At 42.9% G+C, this 19,845-nt stretch carries 16 protein-coding genes; 13 read left to right on the top strand and 3 right to left on the bottom strand.

The genetic code is table 11. From position 1 onward, the window contains the following. Nucleotides 1-60 precede the first annotated feature (60 nt). Complete coding sequence (locus NYE29_RS01820) at nt 61-1,770, bottom strand: glycoside hydrolase family 2 protein (protein WP_340894067.1); 1,710 nt, start codon at nt 1,768-1,770, stop codon at nt 61-63. Between the two features lie 152 nt (nt 1,771-1,922). On the opposite strand from NYE29_RS01820, the gene NYE29_RS01815 reads away from it, so the two are divergent. Then, nucleotides 1,923-2,765 (top strand): AraC family transcriptional regulator, encoded by an 843-nt coding sequence (locus NYE29_RS01815; protein ID WP_340894065.1) that lies wholly within the window; start codon nt 1,923-1,925, stop codon nt 2,763-2,765. A 288-nt stretch (nt 2,766-3,053) separates the two neighbouring features. After that, nucleotides 3,054-7,256, top strand: a complete 4,203-nt coding sequence (locus tag NYE29_RS01810; protein WP_340894064.1) for a rhamnogalacturonan lyase family protein — start codon at nt 3,054-3,056, stop codon at nt 7,254-7,256. A gap of 84 nt (nt 7,257-7,340) precedes the next feature. On the opposite strand, the gene NYE29_RS01805 is transcribed toward NYE29_RS01810, so the two are convergent. Then, entirely contained in the window at nt 7,341-7,814 is a 474-nt protein-coding gene (locus NYE29_RS01805; protein WP_340894062.1) for an SDR family oxidoreductase, read from the bottom strand. A gap of 181 nt (nt 7,815-7,995) precedes the next feature. Here NYE29_RS01805 and NYE29_RS01800 point away from each other — a divergent pair, with 181 nt between their 5' ends. Together NYE29_RS01800 and NYE29_RS01795 are read left to right on the top strand one after the other, a co-directional pair. Continuing rightward, nucleotides 7,996-8,583 (top strand): FecCD family ABC transporter permease, encoded by a 588-nt coding sequence (locus NYE29_RS01800; RefSeq protein ID WP_340894061.1) that lies wholly within the window; start codon nt 7,996-7,998, stop codon nt 8,581-8,583. Continuing rightward, nucleotides 8,580-9,188 carry an ABC transporter ATP-binding protein gene (locus NYE29_RS01795; protein ID WP_340894060.1) on the top strand — a complete coding sequence of 203 codons (609 nt, stop codon included), beginning with the start codon at nt 8,580-8,582 and terminating at the stop codon, nt 9,186-9,188. The genes NYE29_RS01800 and NYE29_RS01795 overlap by 4 nt, the downstream gene beginning before the upstream one ends. 569 nt (nt 9,189-9,757) lie before the next feature. Here the strand turns inward: NYE29_RS01795 and NYE29_RS01790 are convergent. Further along, nucleotides 9,758-10,492, bottom strand: a complete 735-nt coding sequence (locus tag NYE29_RS01790) for an IclR family transcriptional regulator (RefSeq protein WP_340894059.1) — start codon at nt 10,490-10,492, stop codon at nt 9,758-9,760. Between the two features lie 294 nt (nt 10,493-10,786). Here NYE29_RS01790 and NYE29_RS01785 point away from each other — a divergent pair, with 294 nt between their 5' ends. The 9 genes from NYE29_RS01785 to NYE29_RS01745 all read left to right on the top strand — a co-directional run bounded on the left by NYE29_RS01785 (nt 10,787) and on the right by NYE29_RS01745 (nt 19,806). Further along, entirely contained in the window at nt 10,787-11,263 is a 477-nt protein-coding gene (locus NYE29_RS01785; protein WP_340894058.1) for a heme-degrading domain-containing protein, read from the top strand. Further along, a complete protein-coding gene (locus NYE29_RS01780) occupies nt 11,263-12,012 on the top strand; it encodes an SDR family NAD(P)-dependent oxidoreductase (protein ID WP_340894057.1) in 750 nt (249 codons plus the stop codon). Before NYE29_RS01785 ends, NYE29_RS01780 begins: the two co-directional genes overlap by 1 nt. Nucleotides 12,013-12,051: 39 nt before the next feature. Continuing rightward, on the top strand, nt 12,052-12,345 hold the full coding sequence (locus NYE29_RS01775) for a putative quinol monooxygenase (protein ID WP_340894056.1): 294 nt from the start codon (nt 12,052-12,054) through the stop codon (nt 12,343-12,345). A gap of 238 nt (nt 12,346-12,583) precedes the next feature. Next, nucleotides 12,584-14,224 (top strand): polysaccharide deacetylase family protein, encoded by a 1,641-nt coding sequence (locus NYE29_RS01770; protein WP_340894055.1) that lies wholly within the window; start codon nt 12,584-12,586, stop codon nt 14,222-14,224. Nucleotides 14,225-14,284: 60 nt separating this feature from the next. Next, the gene (locus NYE29_RS01765) at nt 14,285-14,986 is read left to right on the top strand and encodes a response regulator transcription factor (protein ID WP_340894054.1); all 702 of its coding nucleotides are present in this window, start codon (nt 14,285-14,287) and stop codon (nt 14,984-14,986) included. Nucleotides 14,987-14,990: 4 nt separating this feature from the next. Further along, the gene (locus NYE29_RS01760) at nt 14,991-16,406 is read left to right on the top strand and encodes a sensor histidine kinase (protein ID WP_038587669.1); all 1,416 of its coding nucleotides are present in this window, start codon (nt 14,991-14,993) and stop codon (nt 16,404-16,406) included. Continuing rightward, nucleotides 16,403-17,551, top strand: a complete 1,149-nt coding sequence (locus NYE29_RS01755) for a hypothetical protein (RefSeq protein WP_340894053.1) — start codon at nt 16,403-16,405, stop codon at nt 17,549-17,551. Before NYE29_RS01760 ends, NYE29_RS01755 begins: the two co-directional genes overlap by 4 nt. A 177-nt stretch (nt 17,552-17,728) precedes the next feature. Continuing rightward, entirely contained in the window at nt 17,729-18,436 is a 708-nt protein-coding gene (locus NYE29_RS01750; RefSeq protein ID WP_038587674.1) for an ABC transporter ATP-binding protein, read from the top strand. Beyond that, nucleotides 18,436-19,806 carry an ABC transporter permease gene (locus tag NYE29_RS01745; RefSeq protein WP_340894052.1) on the top strand — a complete coding sequence of 457 codons (1,371 nt, stop codon included), beginning with the start codon at nt 18,436-18,438 and terminating at the stop codon, nt 19,804-19,806. Before NYE29_RS01750 ends, NYE29_RS01745 begins: the two co-directional genes overlap by 1 nt. The last annotated feature ends 39 nt before the right edge of the window (nt 19,807-19,845 follow it).

Here is a 19,845-nt window from a genome sequence, read left to right as displayed (position 1 = left end):
AACAGCATAATGGGTCTGTCTCAATAGAGGGACAGCGCCTCGAGTTACAATGTAAAAGAATTATTCCGTCCAGGAGCGGTAGATCCTGCGTACTTCGCGGAAGGACTGCTTAGGCTTACGATACTCGTTAACCAGACCCTTGTTGTTAAAACTGCGGGCACGATCACGGAAATGTTTGCTGCTGCTCTTCAGATCGCCACGGATATCTGCAAACTGCCAAATGTAAGTACCGCCAATTTTTGGGTCATTCTTAAAGATACGTAATGCTTCGGTGACGATATAGGCCTGATAATCTTCACTGAATAACCTTGGTTCCCAGCCTACGTCTCCGAACAGCCCGGCGCCGCCAAATTCAGTCATAAGCACCACCTTGTCACCGGCGCCTAACTGCTCTGCCCGCTTATGGAATTGTTCCAACAACCCTTCGAATCCGCTAACTTCTCCTTCATACCAGCCCAAATATTTGTTTATGCCGATAACATCGAATAGAGGCATCACAATATCCTCAAGCGGGTGCATTGTAGCATAGGCGATGAGTCTAGAGGTGTCTAATGTCTTCACCCGTTCGACCAGAGCCTGTGTAAATGCGAAAGCTTCCTGTGTACGGGTATCAATTTCATTATGAACAGACCAGAATACCACACTCGGATGATGAACATGCAAGCCGATCATTTCTTCGATCATAGTTAGCGCGCGCTCCTGGAAAAGTGGCTCACTTACCGTTTCGTTCGGCAGGAAAGCTCCCCAAATTGGAATTTCGCTCCAAAAGACGATGCCATGCTCATCGAGCAGGTCAAGCCAATAGGGGCTTTGGGGATAATGTGAGCCACGGACGGAATTACAGCCAAGCTCAAGGAGGATACTTAGTTCCTTATGCATGAGCTTCGGAGGGAAGGCAAAGCCCCATTCGGGATGCTCCTCATGACGATTTACACCCTTAAGATAAACAGGAGCGCCGTTAATCAGAATTCGGTGGTCTTTTGTCTCAATATGGCGGAAGCCGGTCCGCTCAATCTTGTCGTCTTCCTCTGTCCGTAACTGGAAGGTATACAATTCCGGACGGCCGATATTCCATAGACGAACCTCCGGCAACAGCAACTTGAACGTATGGCTTAAGGTCTGACCTGCTTCAATCTGTACTTCTTCCGAATGCAATTCTTGTCCACCTTCACTGAATGCCAGTTTCGTGGTATGTGCGGTTTGGAGGAAGGAGCGGAGCTGTATATGAACAGACACAGCTGCAGCTGTACCTTTCAGCTCATAGGCAATCTTCAGCTGTTCAATATAAAGATCAGGCAAGTGTTGCAGCTCCACCGACCGGATGATGCCGCCGTAATGGAACCAGTCTACCTGCTCGGTCGGAATCGTAACACGGTCCAGCGTGCTGTTTGTCCGGATCACAAGCTCGTGCTCTCCTGCTGCCATGGAGGGAACTATAAATTCAAATGGAGTATATCCGCCATAGTGATATCCAAGATGCTGCCCATCCAGATATACATCGGAATGCCCAAGCACGGCATGAAAGATTAGTCTAATGTTATGTGTGTTCTCGATATGGATTGTTTTTCTATACCAGCCTATCCCTTCATATTCGTATAAGCCAAGCTCGTTATTCCAGCATGAGGGTACATAAACAGATTGTGAGGGATGTGGAAATCGATTATACCATTTATCTTGGACACCTATATTTAATGGATCTTTTACAAAATCCCAAGGTCCGTCCAGCAGCTCTGTTCTCCGGGTGTGATGCTCACGAAAAGTTCTTACCAATTGTGTTCCTCCTCATTATTACGTTTATTAATTGCGAATTGCAGATATCATGATAGTATGGATAGTAACATTAAGAGTGCAGGCATTGAATAGAAAAAATAGCTAATAGCTTGTAAAAAACGCGCTTTGGAACAGAAAGAGGAGGATGTCTATTGAAAACACACGGCTATAATCTGAATAATCTCACCGTACACATTCATTTTGTGTTAAATAAAAATACATATCCAGGCTGGGAGGATATCCGTAATCTGGTGAATGTTCATAGCTTGTATTGGGTTCACGAGGGTGAGGGCATATTTAAGACCAATATTGAACACAAGGTAGAAGCAGGAATGCTGATTTACTTAAAGCCTGGCCTTCAAATGTCTATGCGCTCAAAGTCGGATGATCCGCTTCGAATGACGATGCTTTTATTTGATTGCGCGGAGCTGCCGTATGATGCGGTATGGAAGGACATAGTTCAAATTGAGGCCTTGAATATCCCCTTTTTAAGCCATTACTCCCAAAATGAAGCTGGAGAATTAGGGTATTTGTTCCGCGATATTCACCAGGAATGGATGCCGGGAATGACTGCTGGTGCAGCTGTATCCCAGGCGAAATTACAGATTTTACTGTATAAGCTTCACCAGACTTTGCAGGCGGATTGGAATTTAGCAGGTTCTGGAGCTATGGCCGCCTTTGAACAGATTAAGAATAAGCTTGAGAATTCATATATGATCCACCACAGGATTGCAAAACTGGCCAATGAGTACGGAATTTCAGCCTCTCACTTGAGAAAACTATTCTTAAAATATACAGGCAGGGGTCCTAAGGAATATCATATGCACATTCAAAACGAACAGGCTTGCCGTTATCTCGTATTCACGGATTATACAATTAAGGAAATTGCCAAGTTATGCGGATATTACGAGGAATATCATTTTAGCAAAATATTTAAACAAATGAACGGAATCCCGCCAACGGTATATCGGAGCAGACAGAGGGAGGAGACATAAATACTCTCAAAAGAACCATAGACGGTGTTAAAGCATCGAAACATACAATTTCTCGATGTTTTTTTCCATTTTAAACCAACACCCTGCATGATATTATCTCATTTATAAGAGTTGACATTGGAACTGAAAAGGTTATCCATGTCAGCTTACTATGTGGAGGGAGTGTGGAAAATAAAAAAAATTATAAATGAGTATAAATGTAAGCGTTTTCTGCTATGTGCTGTTAAATGTTTTTAAACTTTGAAAGCAGGTGAGGCACAAAAAATGAACTTTGTAAAGAAATGCGCAATGACAAAGGTTGTACTGTCGTGTTTAATCATTGTTTCAACATTGTTTCCCGCATTCGCATATGGCGCTGAGCAGGTGGAAATTACTCAGGCACAGCCTTCACTACTGTCGCTTAAATATGATTTCGGAACAGTTTCGGGCGCCGTTATGGAGGGCTATACCGGTGTGCATGAATCTTTGCTGTACACGGGTGAGCTTGGCTACGGGTTAGACCAGGGCATAGGATCCAGAAATCGCTCAGGAGGCGATGAGCTTACTAATGATTTTGTGCTTGGCTCATCCTATAAGTTCCTGGTAGACCTGCCAAACGGCAATTATGACATTACGGTCTATTCAGGGGATCTGCTTACGGGAACAAGTACAACCAAAACAAAGGTTTCACTTGAAGGCATACCAGCCGGCATGATTACCAGCAAACAACAGGTCAATCAGGCTACGTATCATACTAAGGTAAGCGATGGCCAACTTACTGTAGACATTTCCGGAAATGACAGCAGCGGATATTTAAATGCACTGGTTGTTCAAAGAGTATTGGCGGCACCACCTGCAGCACCTGAGGGACTTGCTGTTACTGCCGTTAAAGATAACAGTGTATCGCTTAAATGGAGTACAGTGACTGATGCAGTATATTACAAAGTGTATCGCAGTGCTGAAGTTGAGGATACTTTATTACTAGGAGTAACTGATGCCACGTATTATACGGATGAACAAGTAACCCAAAATATTAATTACTCCTACTATGTAACCGCTATCAATTTGGAGGATACAGAATCAGGCTTAAGCACCCCCGTGGTTGTAAAAGTTAAAGACTTTACAACCAAGCAATCTCAATATCGTTTTGACTTTGGCCCTGTCGGCGCTCCAGTTGCCGAAGGCTTCACTGAAGTAACGCGTAATGTTATTTATACACCGGAGTTGGGTTACGGGCTTGTATCCAGTGCTGGAATGAGTGACCGTGACCGCGGTAATGGTACGGATGCATTACGCCGGGATTTTGTCATGGATTATGGCGGGTCTTATGAATTCAAGGTTGATTTGCCGAATGGTTATTATTCGGCCAAGATCTATGCCGGGGACTGGTCTGGCGCTACCAAAACAAATGTTGCGATTGAAGGTAAGGACTACGGCACCATTTCCTCTAATAAAGGGGAAATTTCAGAGAAAGAATATAGTCAGCTTCCGGTGAAGGATGGGCAGATAAATATGGTATTCAGCGGCACAACTGCTCATCTGAACGGAATAGAGATTACACCGCTTATGCTGGCACCCTCTAATCTGAAGCTGAATCAACTCGATTTAAACAGCGAGCCTGTAACGGCTTCCTTATCCTGGGATGAGCTTGAGGGAGCGGCAAAGTATAAAGTATACCGTCAGGCTAGTGTAGCCCTGAAGGCTGAGATACTAGGTGAATCATCTGAAACCAATTATACAGATGTAACAGCAGATCTCGGGATTGATTACCATTACTGGGTGACTGGGGTGGACAGTACCGGACAGGAGTCCGTCTCATCCAATGTGCTCTTGATATCCATGATTGATCCTTCCGTTGCTAAAGCCGCAGTACCAAGCGGTTTGAAGCTGGACTCTATTCACAAAAATGATGTCAGCTTCAGCTGGAATAATAATTCTTCTGCAAAAATGTATAATATTTACCGCTCTAAGTCGGCGGATGGTGATTATACACTGATTGGTAAAACAAAGGAGTCATCCTACACAGACAGTACCATTCTGAGTACGATTCCTTATTATTACAAAGTAGCTTCCGTCAATACGGGTGGGATATCCGATTCCTCACCGGTTCTGGATACTCCCGTTGTTACATCATTATTCCGTAACATGGAAAGGCTTGACCGGGCGCCGGTAGCTGTTACAACAAGCGGCGGTAACTATATCAGCTGGCGTATGTTGGGGCTTGATCCTGATTTCATTGCCTTCAATGTATACCGTGACGGGATTAAGCTTAATGCTTCACCGCTGACTGGAAGTACGAATCTGCTGGATGCTAAAGGCACAGATAGCTCCGAATATACGATTAAGTCTGTAATAAACGGTTCAGAACAGCTTGCATCAGAAGCATTTGGCGTGTGGCAGCAGCAATATCTGTCAGTTCCGCTGCAGAAGCCTGCCGACAGCTATACCAAAGATGGTCAGCCGTATACCTACAGTGCAGGTGATGCCAGTGTAGGCGATCTGGACGGAGACGGGAAGTATGAGATAGTGATGTTGTGGTCGCCTTCAAAGAGCAAGGACAATTCACATTCCGGATATACCGGCATTGTGTACATGGATGCTTATAAGCTGGATGGGACGCGGCTCTGGCGGATTACACTCGGACCGAATATCCGCGCAGGAGCCCACTACTCTCCTTACCTGGTCTATGACTTTGACAGTGATGGACGGGCGGAGATTATGTTAAAAACAGCAGATGGAACGGTTGACGGTCAAGGCAATGTAATTGGTGATGCCAGTGCAGATCATCGTAACAGCTCAGGTTATATATTGCTGGGAGATGAGTATTTGACTGTCTTTGACGGGCTGACCGGCAAGGCCATAGATACTGTCGATTATGATCCTCCGCGTGGAGATGTAGGATCTTGGGGAGATAGCTACGGAAACCGTGTTGACCGCTTCCTGGCTGCAGTAGCTTACCTGGACGGCGAACATCCAAGCGCTATCTTCAGCCGAGGTTATTACACTCGTACTGTACTCGCTGCTTTTGATTATAAGGATGGGAAATTGAGCAAGGTGTGGCGATTTGATTCCAGTGAGGAAGGATATGAGGAGTACAGCGGCCAAGGTAATCATAATCTCTCGGTAGGCGATGTTGACCAGGATGGCAAGGATGAAATTACCTTTGGAGCAATGGCAATTGATGATGACGGACTGCCGTTATACAACACAGGGCTCGGACATGGTGATGCCATTCATTTCGGAGATCTGGATCCATCAAGACCAGGACTGGAAGTAGTCGATGTGCATGAGCATACGAACGCCAAATACGGCCTGGAAATGCGGGATGCTGAGACTGGTGAGGCAATCTGGGGGATCTATACTGGTCTTGATACCGGACGTGGAATGTCCGCTGACATTGATCCGAATTATGTGGGTGAAGAAGCATGGGCGGCAACGATCACAGACGGCCAGCATATCCCTGTAACGGGCATTTACAGCGCTAAGGGAGAGTTAATTACCACAAAGCTGCCGTCCTCAACGAATTTTGGCGTGTGGTGGGACGGTGACCTGTTGAGGGAGCTTATGGATAATAACCGGGTCGACAAGTGGGACTATGAAAACCAGACTACTGTCAATTTGTTAACAGCAGCTGGGGCATCTTCAAATAACTCAACTAAAGCTAACCCGAGCCTGCAGGCCGATTTGTTTGGAGACTGGCGCGAGGAAATTATGTGGCGCTCCACGGACAGCAGTGAAATGCGGATTTACACCACAACGGATCTGACAGATATCCGTATCCGCACACTCATGCATGATCCAATCTACCGCCTGGCAGTGGCGTGGCAGAACGTAGGTTACAATCAGCCGCCGCACCCTGGCTTTTATCTGGGTAGCGGAATGGAACCACCTCAAGCACCGGCTATACAGATTGTCGGCGGCGTTATGAAGGCGACGGATGCGCCTGGACAGCCGGTTCTATCCAATAACAATGGACAGGATACAGGGCTGCTTGACGGGGATTACCAGATTACAATGAATATGTGGTGGGGCAGCAATGGTACCGGCTATAAGCTGTATGAGAATGGCAAGCTTATCGACAGCCGCGCTATTACAGATGATTCTCCATCGGAGCAGACACTGCTGACCAACGTTACCGGAAAAGCTAATGGCACATATACCTACACAGCTGAGCTCAGTAATTCTTTTGGCACGACCGTCTCCGTCCCACTTGTAGTGACAGTTAAAGATGCATCTCCCTCCAAGCCTGTCTTGTCGAATGACAACTGGGACGGGGACGGCAACTATAAGATAACGATGAATATGTGGTGGGGGACGAACGGCACGACCTATCGGTTGTATGAAAATGATGTGCTGGTCGACACACAGATATTTTCCGTTAATTCATCTAATTCACAGTCTGCTGTGACTGTAATTTCGAATCGGTCAAGCGGAGTATATGAATACCGGGTGGAGCTGGTGAATAATACAGGTATAACTGAAAGCGCAATAATGAAAGTAACGGTGAAGTAAAGGACTACGATTCTAGCGATGGAATAGAAGGAAAAGACCTCAGGTATTAGTAGATATCTGAGGTCTTTAGCATTCAGAGCTGGATTAGGATAACCCGGTCCATTGAAGACTCTGTTCATATAGTTTTTTCTGAAGAACAGTATCATAAGAAACTGTAACAGTTTTCGTGGGTTGCTTTCCAACAAAGTATGTGCCGGTAACATTGGTTAGATCAGGAGATGAAGCTAGATGAACTGAAGTTTCTGCCCCTTGTTCCGGACTTTTCATGAATAATTTGAGCAGAGGTTTTGCAAATGCAGGAGCTGTTCTTGACGACTGTGGGGTATATATAACTCCGGGATGGAGTGCGTTAACAGTCACTTTCATATCTGATACTTGCTTAGCCATGTAGTATGTCATCATTAGAACAGCTGTTTTGGCTTCCTTGTATGCATCCATACTTGAAAATTTGCGTTGCTGCTGGCTGAGTTGTTCAATGTCCCATTGCTTCGTTTGGGCGCTAGAGGCAACATTGATAATACGACCAGCACCAGAAGGCTTTAATTGATCAAGCAACAAATGGGTTAGCAGAAAGGGAGCTAATGCTAGCTATTCTATTTTTTGCCGCTGTGAATCTTGGAAGTATTCGTGTAGGCTTTCCTGCATTGCTGCGGGGTTTGTTTGTTGAATACAACGATAAGGTAGACATTATTTTTGATTTGCATTTCTTGGCGGACTTCTGGACTGTGGGGCAATATATTTGCTCTCATGGAGATCGGGACTTAGCCCTGTAAGAATTATTCTGATTGGCGTTGCAATAAATGCCGTATTTACCGGTCTCATAAGCGCGTTGGGATCTATAACCGGAAGTAAGCAAAGCGGCGTCATGGCGATAGTCAATGCTAATATTTCCATGAAAACATGGGACGATGTATATAATCTTCTGATTTATGTTCTTATCGGCCTGACAGCGGCAGTACTGGCAGCGGGGAAGAGTAATTTGCTGGCAATGGAAGATAAGACGGTAAGAAATTTAGGAGTGAATGTAATCGCATTGCGGCTGGCTGTTTCCTGCATTGCTGTCTTATTGGTCAGCATCTCCACGGCTGTTGCCGGAACAATCAGCTTTGTCGGTTTGATAGCCCCCCACATAGCCAGAATCATGGTTGGCTCCAATCATAAGGTACTGATTCCTTTTTCTATTCTGTTAGGAGGCTTTACCGTCCTGTTTGCGGATACGGTAGGCAGGGCGATTGCTCAGCCTTACGAGATTCCTGCTGCTGTAGTTATGGCCGTCATTGGCGGACCATTCTTCATTGTTTTGCTCAGAAGGAGTGATAAACCTTGATCAAAATCAATAATTTATCTTTCCGGTATGGAGAACGGGATATCCTGAAATCCATTTCAGCTTCAATCAGCATGCAGAAAATAACGGCTGTCCTGGGTCCGAATGGATGCGGTAAATCCACTCTGTTCGGGCTGATGACTAAAAATTTGAAGCCTTTAGACGGTGGAGTCTATTTAAACGGTCTGAATATTCGGAGCATTCGCTTGAAGGAATTTTCTCAACGTGTTGCCATTGTGCATCAAGTCAATTCCGCCCCTCAGGACCTAACCGTAAAGTCACTTATCGCAAATGGCCGCACGCCATATACAGCCTTTTTAAGCAGTAACAGCGAGGAAGATGAGCAGGCTGTGGAATGGGCGATGGAGGTGACGGAATTGCTGACATTTAAAGATCAGCCGTTTCATACGCTTTCCGGTGGACAGAAGCAGCGCGCTTGGATTGCAATGGCTTTGGCACAGAAGACTGGTATTCTGCTGTTGGACGAGCCCACCACACACCTCGATATTCGTTACCAGATTCAGATTATAGACCTGATCCAACGGTTAAACCAGAAGTATGGTATTACCATTAGGGGAATGGAATTGGAGACAGATGCCGTATCTTGAGTATTCTTTGAATAAACTGTGTGGTTCCTTAAGGGCTGATTGTGACCGTACAGGGACTCAGATGCACAAAAAGCAGTTGTCTGATTAAATTGCTTATCGTTCGGTTGTTCATTGTTTAGGTAGAATTGATATATTTTTTACCTTAGTCAGACAAAATAATGATAATTTAAATATAAAATAAGGATTGATGTTCTGACTTATGTCAGGTAAAGTTACAGACATAAATGGAAAACACCTCCCTCTTTAGAAAATTCGGTAATCTGCTAACTTTTGAGCTAGCTTATTGGCAGAAAGAATGAGGACGATTCCGACAACAGACCGCAAGAGTCCGATGGCTGTACCCAAGCTGTATTGTCTCTCCACTAAGCCTACCCGCTGCTCTTAATTTACCCTTTTATGCAAAAATATTTTGTTACAGGAATTGTAGTAGGTTCTCTTAAAGAGTGATGAATAGAGAAGAATACAGCGTTCAAAAAGCGACTTGTCTGCGGATGAGTTGCTTTTTGTTTTGTACGCCAACTCTAAAGTGAAAGTAACGAACGGGCATGCCCTCCTATCCTAGCCGATTGTTAAATATTAGAAGCGATTTCGGAAACAACTCGCTTTAACTGCTCTACAATCTGATGACACAAGTCTTCCTGATATCGATGGCTAGGAAGCACAATACTGATTGCACCAGCTACGGTAGCGTCTGCCTTTACGATAGGAGCCGCGATGCAATAATAATCATCTGGAGACTCGAATTGAGTGTAATAACCATCCTGCTTTATTGAAGACAATAATGCTGGGAGCGGAGTTTCGAAATGTTGCTTTTCATGGTATTCATCAATGCCTCCAAGAAATTCTGGTAGATGGGGGGCTGGAAGATTGGCCAGGATAACAAGTCCGATAGCGGAGCGGAAGGCTTCCTCAGTCGTCCCAACCATAGACGTAAATCTGAATTTGTGAACGGATTCAACTTTGTCGATATATAAAATTTTATTTTCAAAGGGCACAGCCAGATGAACGGTTTCATTATATTGTTCTGCAAGTTCCTCCATGTAAGGGTGTGCAATTTCTGTGATTGAAAAATCGGCTTCGAACTGTTTCCCCCATTCAAACAATTTCAACCCCAATGAGTATTTCCCGCTGCTCGGATTTTTGTAGAGCAGTTTTCCGTATTCCAAAGTGGAGACGATCCCGTGTAATGTAGTAATTTTCATACCTAGCAAATGGCTTAAGTCCGTCAAAGATAGTTTTCCGTTGTGTTTCGAAACATGTTCCAGCACGAAAATGGCTTTATCTATGGATTGAATCGTTTTCATAGTACCCCCATAAACTATTTATATTTTGTAATGTATTTGGTCGAACACAAACAACAAAGTTGTAGATCAAAGATCAATGCCCATAAACAATGGGATATCTAGGTATGAATATTCAAGCTGATGTCTTTTATGGACAAATTATAACAGTTGCTTGTCAACACTTCAATTATAGCGAAATCAATATGACATTACCGAATTCATTTGACTTCGCTCAGTGCCCATGATAATCTTTTTATACGATATTAGTGAAATGGATTCGACAATGTCGTAAATGAATTGAGGAGATGATTCATAATGAATGAAATAATGGAAAATTTGCTAGCTGAAGAAGATGAGCTTCAGTTTTCTTCCTTTACCAGCAAAGACGCAATACAGCTTGGACTACTATTTATTGAAATTGCAGAGGAGATGAACATGGGAGGGATTGGCGTTAAAATCGAAAAAAATAGACATGTCTTATTCACACATCTCATGGATGGGACAATGCCAGAAAATTCATACTGGTATGATCGGAAAAAGAACGTCGTTGACCGTTATTTTCATTCTTCGAAATTCGCAGAAGAAATGTTTAAAGCTTCAGGAAGTACTTTTAGCGAAAGCAGTCTTCTTGATCCTGGAGAGTTTCAAGCTGTAGGCGGCTCTTATCCGCTTCGCATTCAAAACGCAGGTGTTGTGGGTTCAATTACAGTGTGCGGGCTAACGGGTGAACTTGACCATCAAATCTGTGTGGAAGGCATTCGAAAATATCTGGGAAAGAAGGGGAACAACTAATGCGGGTGGTTATAACAGGCGGGACATCGGGCATGGGCTTAAGTGCGGCAAAGCTCTTTCTTGAAAGAGGCTGGAAAGTGTTGCTGGCTGATCTCAACGAAGTGCGCGGCGCTGCTGTAATGGAGGAACTACAAGATTTGGGGTATAAAGAGGTGTACTTTTTCAAATGCAACGTAGCTGTTGAAGCGGATATACAAAACTTATATGACTATACAATGAAAACCATGGGTGGTACTGACAGCATCATAAATAACGCAGGTATTTGGGCCGGCGGGATGCTGCACGAAACGAAAGAAGATGATTGGGATCGATTGTTTAATGTTGATGTTAAATCTATTTATTACACCTCTAAGTACTTTGTGCCTTACCTCATCCAGAATGGCGGAGGGACGATTGTGAACACCGCATCTGTATCCGGCATGGTCGGAGATTACGATATGGCTGCTTACAATGCCGCAAAAGGGGCTGTCGTTAATCTGGCCAGAGCTATGGCACTGGATTACGGAAAGTATAATATTCGGGTAAACAACGTCTGCCCTGCGGCTTGCGCGACGCCTATGTTTTTGTCGAATCCACCGGAAGTTATTGAATCGTTTAATCAAGCCAATCCGTTAAGACGAATTTGTACACCGGAGGAAGTGGCAAAAGCCATGTATTTCTTGGCCTCTGATGAATCAAGCTCAACGAATGGTTTGAACCTGACCGTTTCCGGAGGTTTGGAAGTGCACACGGGACAGCCGCTTCAATAGAAATGTAAACCAATCCATTAAGTTGAAGGAGAACAGAACATGATTATTATTCATGCTGATTTGAATGTACTTCCAGACAAGAAAGAGGCTTTTTTAGAGGCGGTTAAACCGTTAATTCGTGCTTCTCAAGCGGAAAATGGTTGCATTCGTTACACGCTTATGCATGAAGTTGGAGAAGAAAAGCTTATTTACACATTTGTGGAGGAGTGGAAGGATCAAGCGGCTCTCGATTTCCACAACGCGACCGATCACTTTATAACCTTCGATAAGTTGGTACCATCTTTAACAAGTGGAAAAACGATGAAAGTTCTTACAACAACAGATACGAAATAAATGTTCAAGGTGGATTCTTATTTAGAATTGTACCCTTTCAGTTGAACTATAGGATAAATATCGCAATGCATAAATCTGCCATAGTTTTCTCATTAAAAGGCCGCTCGTAAAGAAGCGGTCTTTTTTTCTAGTGAAAGTTACAATTTGGATACAAGTTCTCTAAATTCCGAAATAATTACTACCTATACTCATAAGTACACTAATCCAATGATGGGTACTGAAAGTAGGTAAGTATATTATGAAACAACAACATGATCTAGCAAGGCGCATTATCCTTACTATAATGGTAGTAGCCTCGATTGCCACAGTTGGGACCGGCAAGTCGGTAGCCAGTTCGTCTGAAAAAATGGTAGCGTTAACCTTTGATGATGGACCTGAAAAAAAGTATACCGGGAAAGTGCTTGATATTCTGAAAGATAACCAAGTCAAGGGAACTTTCTTTGTAATAGGAAAACAGGTCAAACAGTATCCCGATGTTATGAAACGTATCGCAAGGGAGGGGCATGAATTGGGCAACCATTCTTGGAGCCACCCCTATCTAACTAAGCTTAACAAAGAAGAGATTCATCAGGAACTATTAACCACAACTAAGGCGATTCGCGATAGTACGGGTATTACACCAGTACTAATGCGCCCTCCCTACGGTGCTATATCAGATCAGGTGAAGAAAGAAATTAATGCGTCTGGATATGTGCAGGCCCTATGGAATGTAGATACCCGTGACTGGACGGGCAACTCAGTTGCTGAGATTCTCAAAACGGTGAAGTCAAACTCTAGCAACAAGATCACTCTGCTGATGCATTCAGGCGGCGGGAATCGGGATAATACGATCAAGGCGCTTCCCCAAATCATTGATTATTATAAATCTCAAGGCTACACCTTTGTTACGATGTCTGTACTTAATGGTTTGGATGACAAAATCGAGTCACCGACAGAAGACAGCGGTGATTCATCCCAGTCCAGTGCTGTGAATTCTGCTAGTGAGAAAGATGTTTTCTTAATATTCAATCAAATGAAAGTCAGTTTCCCGGATGCGAAGCCGTATGTAGATAAGAATAACAGGGTGCTGGCGCCTTTAAGATTCATAGCCGAGTTCTTGAACTTTAATGTCAATTGGAAACAAAGTGGCAGTGCTAAAACGATTACCCTTACCAAAGATAATTTAAATGTAGAATTGAATATTGGGGATCAATCTGCTGTTGTTGATGGAATACCTTTAGAAATGGATACAGCCGCAACGATACTTCATGATAATACATATGTCCCGTTAAGGTTTTTAGGTGAACTTATCGGCATGGATATTAAGTGGGACTCTGTCAATAATACGGTTACGCTATCTTACAAGAATGCTATAAATAACAATACTGATGAAGGGAATCAGACCAGCGAAACTCCTATATTGTCTGCACCAAGAGCTAATGTTCAACAAGCTAAAAATTGGGCGAAATCCAAGGGGGCAACAGATGTATTTATTGATCTGGCGGATATTATCTGGAATGAGGCTCCAAAAGCCGGGGTCGACCCCGTTGTTGTATATAGTCAGTCTGCAAAAGAAACCGGTTATGGAAAATTTGGAGGCGTACTTGATGAAACATTTTTGAATCCTGCGGGCTTAAAAACACAGTCCGGTGGTTCTGATATAGATGAGGGAGCACACCAACGATTTTTCAGTTGGGAGGAAGGAGTTAAGGCGCAGATCGATCATTTAGCGTTGTACGCGGGCGCCTTTGGTTATCCTAAACTGGATACCACTGACCCAAGGCATTTTCCGCATTTAATGGGTAAGGCCGTTACAGTTGAAGCATTAGGCGGAGCGTGGGCAGGCAGCCCATCATATGGTGTGGAAATTGTAAATATGATGTTAGAACTGAAATTCTGATAAAATAAAGAAGATAAAGAGACGGTTTTAGATATTGGAATTAGGGAGATTAACGCAGCCATGAATCAGAAAACGATATTATTAATTGAAGATGAAGACCCCATACGTGATTTACTTGCGTACTCCCTTCGCAAAGAAGGATTTGTTATCAAAGGAGCGGCTACAGGAACGCAGGGTCTGGAAATTCTGAAGCATTTCAAACCAGATTTGCTTTTACTGGACTTGATGTTGCCGGACATGAGCGGTTTTGATATTTGTAAACAAGTTTCTTTGGACTCCGCGATCCCGGTTATCATGATTACAGCCAAGTCCGACACGATAGACAAAGTTCTGGGCATGGAACTTGGAGCCGATGATTATATCACCAAACCTTTTGATATTAGAGAAGTGATCGCCCGAATCCGGGCGATTTTCCGCAGAATCGATTTAATAGGAGATTCTTTGGAGAACCAAACCTCTGAAGTTATCAATGTAGGGTCAGAGGTACAGATTCATAAAGGTAAGAGGGAAGTGCTGAAAAGCGGAATGAAAGTCGGACTCACCAATAAAGAATATGATCTTCTGTTATTTTTTGCAGAGCATAAGGGAAGAGTATTCAGCAGATCGGATCTCTTAGATAAGGTATGGGATTTTGATTTTGCTGGAGATACCAGGACTGTAGATATCCACGTGCAAAGAATCCGTAAAAAACTGGATGCTGAAAACAGCCTATCCATGATAGAGACGATATTTGGTATCGGGTATAAGCTGGTATCGAGGTGAGACCATGAAATTTCCAATTCAATTTAAAATTGTGGTTGTTTTTTCAATTGTTATTTTTGTGGGGCTTTCTGCAATGCTGTTTGTATCCTACAGAGTTACGGAACAAAATATGTATCGGATCATTAATGAGGACATGATTAATACGAAAACAAATTTGGATATTTATATCAATCAATATTTTCTGGTCCATAAAAAAAGGATGAGCAGAAAAACATTAGTCACGGAAAAAAATAGACTCTCTCAGGAATTATCGGCTGGAATTGGCGGACCTGTGACAATTTCTTATATAAATGGGGATGAAGTTAAGAGTGAATCTGCCTCGCACTCCCAAATTGCTTACACGATTAATAGGGTTGACCACCAAGTGATTGTTACTTTGTCCTTCCCTATCCTGCAGAAGCAGTCGCCTATTGGATTTTTGAATTATCAGAAAGATTACAGCCAGCTTTATCAAAGGAATGCCCGTTTTCAATCCATCATCAAAATGTTTGCCTCTATCATTTTCAGCTTTATCTTTATTGCTTCCATCTTAATTTCCAGAAAAATCACCAAACCGATCCGTGAGCTGACCGAACGTTCCAATCAGGTTACTTTAGGTAATTTTGATATAGACATTCCAATCTCATCCAGCGACGAGGTTGGCGAGTTAGCCCGCAGATTTCAGATCATGATTAAACACATTAAAGATCAGATCGAAATTATTAAACAAGAACGGGATGAAGTTAAACAGGCTCAGGCCCAAAGTAAAGTTTTTTTTGACAATGTTACGCATGAGCTAAAGACCCCCTTAACGACCATTCTCGGTTATGCACAGATTGTGAAGGATAACGGATTTACAGACGCTCCCTTTTTTGAAAAGGGAATGAATTATATCATTCATGAAAGTCAGCGGTTAAACCGGGCGGTCGTTGAAATACTGGAACTATCCCAATCGGCAACATTGAGTACCACCTATCACTTTAAGAAGGTTAATTTGTCGGAAATTGCTAAAGAAGCATGTGAGGATATGAGGATTAAAGCTAGAAAATATAACATTAATATTCATTTCGAGCTTCAAGAAGGATTATTCGTTTTAGGGGACCGGGATAAACTGAAAGAGGTATTTCTAAATTTATTAGACAACTCCATTAAGTATGGGGATGTAAACTCTGTAATTTACGTGGAATCCTTCAAGGAAAGAGACGTGGTAGTGGTTAAGGTCAAAGACGAGGGGGAGGGGATTCCTGCAGAGGATATCACCCATGTGTTCGAACCGTTCTACAGAGCGAAGAAGAACATGCTCAAAGAGAAAGGAAGTGCCGGGCTTGGATTAAGTATTGTAAAAAATATTATCGAGGATCATCACGGAGCCATTAAACTACAGAGCATCTTGAACGAGGGCACAGAAATCAAAATCAGCTTGCCGGAGGATTGGAAATGAAGAAGGTGAGTTTGTTGGGGAATTACCGGCACTACATGATCTTGGGCCTGTTACTGCTTGTCTTTATATTGGGGTTTTATGGACTTGGCAGCATCTATGCCCTAAGCAGTATTGACTCTAGAACGGTGGTTCTTAAAAATAGTCAGTTCAATACGACTCTTATTTCAAGCAATGCTGAGGCTTTTGAGATTAAAGCTGTAACCAAGCTGACTAATAATTATCCTATATATGATCTTGAAGTGCGAGATCACAATAATATTATTATTACTGTGCCAGACAACTCTTTAAGTGGATTAAAAATAGCAGTATTGCATCTGGATAATAATCAAATGTCTGATATTGCTGAGAATGTTGAATATGGAATTACCTTGACTCCCGATGGGAAACAGCTAATCTATTCGAAGTTTGAAAATGGGGGAGAGAGCTTAAGAACTAATGTGTACAGCCTGGAGTTGAATAAGGATCTGAAACAGTTGAAGAATGATAATTCATATTCCAACATGTTCATTGATCATGAACGTTATTTAGGCTTCTCCGGGAGCGACGTTATACTAACTAATGTCTCGACGGGCGAAGTTCAGCAGTTGATCACGTATGATCAATTACTGGAATTAATAGGAACTGCCATTGGCTCCAGCAATCTGAACGGAATTACAATTAGATGGGATATCATCCAGAAGTCAGGACAAAATAAGGTTTGTTTTTTAGCGGAAATTAACAGCAGCTACGGTATATTTGAAATGGACTTGAAGAATACAAGTAAGGTAAAGTTAGTGGCCAAAAGTGAACAAATCAATCAATTTTTAGTAATGAATAATGGCGATTTTGTGCTACAGGGGAAAATAAATAATACAGATGGACTCTTTCAGTACAACCGAGGTACCAGTCAATTCAAGCTATTGAAGGAAGGTATCATAACAAATTATGCGTTGCAGTCCGATGAAAGCCGAATCGCTTACTTTATGGTAAACAGCAATCAAATAGGGGATCTGCATGCTGCTTATTTGGACAATGGGAGCCTGGATTCAGATACAGTGATATATCAAAATATCCATTCTGCACAAACGATGAAATGGCATGAGGATGATCTATTCATTATCGGTAGCCAATTAAGTAAAAGCGAAATTTACCGTTTTTCGTTTTAGACAAGGCAACTGCAGATAAGACCAGCGTATATCTAATTGCGCTGGTCTTATTTGTGCGCAGCAGTGAATGATTTACAACTTGGATACAAGTCTGCCAAAGACCGATACAATCACTTTTTATAATGGAGATAACGAAACACAAGAAACACAAGTCATTATATTAAGGGAGTTCTTAACATGCTTCGAGTAGAGAATTTATCACATGCTTTTAGAAACAGCACAGAGTTAGTGCCGGTGCTGCATCAAGTCAGCTTTCGAGTGAAGCCGGGAGAGATGGTTGCTCTGCTGGGGAGCTCAGGATCAGGTAAATCGACCATGTTAAATCTTATGGCAGGCTTAATGAAGCCAACAGATGGCCAAATTTATATTGCGGACCAGGATATCGTCAAGATGAGTGAGAATAAACTGGCCGAATTCCGGCGTGGACATATCGGTTTTGTTTTTCAATCCTATGAATTGATCGCCACAATGACGGTACGTGAAAATGTGGAATTACCCCTTGTTTTTCAATCGGTCCGCCCCTCTGTGCGCAGAAAGAAGGCACTTGCTTTACTTGAGGAAGTGGGGCTGCCGGGGAAATCTGATCTCTTCCCTTCACAACTATCGGGTGGCCAGCAACAGCGCGTAAGTATTGCAAGGTCTCTTATTACAGAGCCTTCTATCATTTTTGCTGATGAACCTACCGGGAATTTGGATACCAAAACAGAGGAAGAGATCATCGGAATTCTGCAGCGGCTAAACAAGGCAAGGAATACAACCTTTGTCATTGTAACGCATGAAGCCGAGGTTGCGGAGCAGATGCAAAGTGTGATTACACTGCGGAACGGATATCTGGTAACAGAACAAGCTGATAGTGAAAGTATGCCTGCAGGGAGGGGGGCTTAGTGCGGATTCGCGACATTACAAGCTTGGCCTGGGATCAAATTAAAAGACGTAAAGTAGTCACGGCATTGTGTATGACAGGGATTTCGATAGGTTGTGCCTCTCTTATAGTCGCCATGAGTGTTGGAGAATCTGCCCAGCAATATTCCTTAGATGAGATGAACAGGAACTTCAAGATGAATGAAATCACCGTTAAACCAAATGTAGGGATATCTACAAAAGGCAGCGGCACTTCGAAAAAAGGAAACTTTGATAGAGGAAAGCTGACCGAGCAGAAGATAGAGCTTATTAAGAATCTCCCGCATGTTACAGCAGTAGCACCTTTTATGCAGGTTGAAAGCTTTGAGATGGTCACGATAGACAATAACATTAACTATGTTGAGGTCCTTGGCACGGATCTTCAGTCGCTCACAAGCTTTGACAAATCTTTTGAACAGGGGGGACCTTCAGATGCGGTGGGCACGGTTGTATTAAACTACGGGGCGACTATTGGCTTGATGGATGTTGTTACGGTCAATAAAATGATGGAGCGACTACAAGAGGATCCTTATAATGATAGTTTAATCCAACAATTCAATAATCTAAATATGAAGTCTTCAAAATTATATCAGCAGCAAATTCAATATCGGTATTATAATGCGGAATTACAGCAGAACACCCTCAGTTCTTCTCTTCGCATCATTGGGATACTAAAACAGCCAAGTGGAGTTAGGAAGGAGGAGGCTGCTTATGATAAAAAAGCCTATGTTTCGCTGGAAACTGCACAATTGCTTTCGGAAGAGTTTGGTTTAAGAACAGACTCTTCAGAAATACAAGGCTACGATTCAATGCTGGTTAAGGTAGACAGTCAGGATTATGTTGCACAAGTAGAAGGGCAAATTCAAAAGCTGATCTTGTCTACAGAAACAAACTTACACCATCAAGCCGAAGTGAATGAGAAGTTCAACATGATCAAAAAGACGGCCCTCGGAATTGGCTTGTTCATTCTTGTGATTGCTTCTATATCTATCATTGTAGCGATGACCATGTCCACCCATCAGCGGCGCAGACAAATCGGTATTATGAAAGTTTTGGGGTCTAATTTATGGCAAATACGTAATATGTTTATCGCTGAGGCTGCATTGCTAGGATTGCTCGGCGGGGGGATCGGGGTGTTGATTTCTTATTTAACCCTATCTGGAGTGAATGAGTTGCTAACAACAACATCTATTATCCCCCTTGGAGAGTCAACGACGGGGATGACGATTTCTATATCTTTAAAAAATATCCCGCTAGGTATTGCATTTGCAGTAATGACAGGTGTTCTATCGGGGATATATCCGGCAATCAGTGCTTCCAATACTAATGCTCTGGTAGCGATCAAGAAAGACTAGGCTTTACAGAAAATAATAAGTCAGCAATGAGGTGAAAAA

Origin of the sequence: Paenibacillus sp. FSL M7-1046, from assembly GCF_038007405.1 — a bacterium.
In the GTDB taxonomy this organism is placed as follows: domain Bacteria; phylum Bacillota; class Bacilli; order Paenibacillales; family Paenibacillaceae; genus Paenibacillus_AQ.
Note: the sequence above shows the minus strand (reverse complement) of the source record. Positions and strands in the feature narration are given on the sequence as shown.

Coding starts and splice junctions, on each gene's coding strand:
- NYE29_RS01810 (WP_340894064.1), top strand. CDS start 3,054: ATGACAAAGGTTGTACTGTCGTGTTTAATCATTGTTTCAACATTGTTT.
- NYE29_RS01790 (WP_340894059.1), bottom strand. CDS start 10,492: ATGAAAACGATTCAATCCATAGATAAAGCCATTTTCGTGCTGGAACAT.
- NYE29_RS01785 (WP_340894058.1), top strand. CDS start 10,787: ATGAATGAAATAATGGAAAATTTGCTAGCTGAAGAAGATGAGCTTCAG.
- NYE29_RS01780 (WP_340894057.1), top strand. CDS start 11,263: ATGCGGGTGGTTATAACAGGCGGGACATCGGGCATGGGCTTAAGTGCG.
- NYE29_RS01775 (WP_340894056.1), top strand. CDS start 12,052: ATGATTATTATTCATGCTGATTTGAATGTACTTCCAGACAAGAAAGAG.
- NYE29_RS01770 (WP_340894055.1), top strand. CDS start 12,584: ATGAAACAACAACATGATCTAGCAAGGCGCATTATCCTTACTATAATG.
- NYE29_RS01765 (WP_340894054.1), top strand. CDS start 14,285: ATGAATCAGAAAACGATATTATTAATTGAAGATGAAGACCCCATACGT.
- NYE29_RS01760 (WP_038587669.1), top strand. CDS start 14,991: ATGAAATTTCCAATTCAATTTAAAATTGTGGTTGTTTTTTCAATTGTT.
- NYE29_RS01755 (WP_340894053.1), top strand. CDS start 16,403: ATGAAGAAGGTGAGTTTGTTGGGGAATTACCGGCACTACATGATCTTG.
- NYE29_RS01750 (WP_038587674.1), top strand. CDS start 17,729: ATGCTTCGAGTAGAGAATTTATCACATGCTTTTAGAAACAGCACAGAG.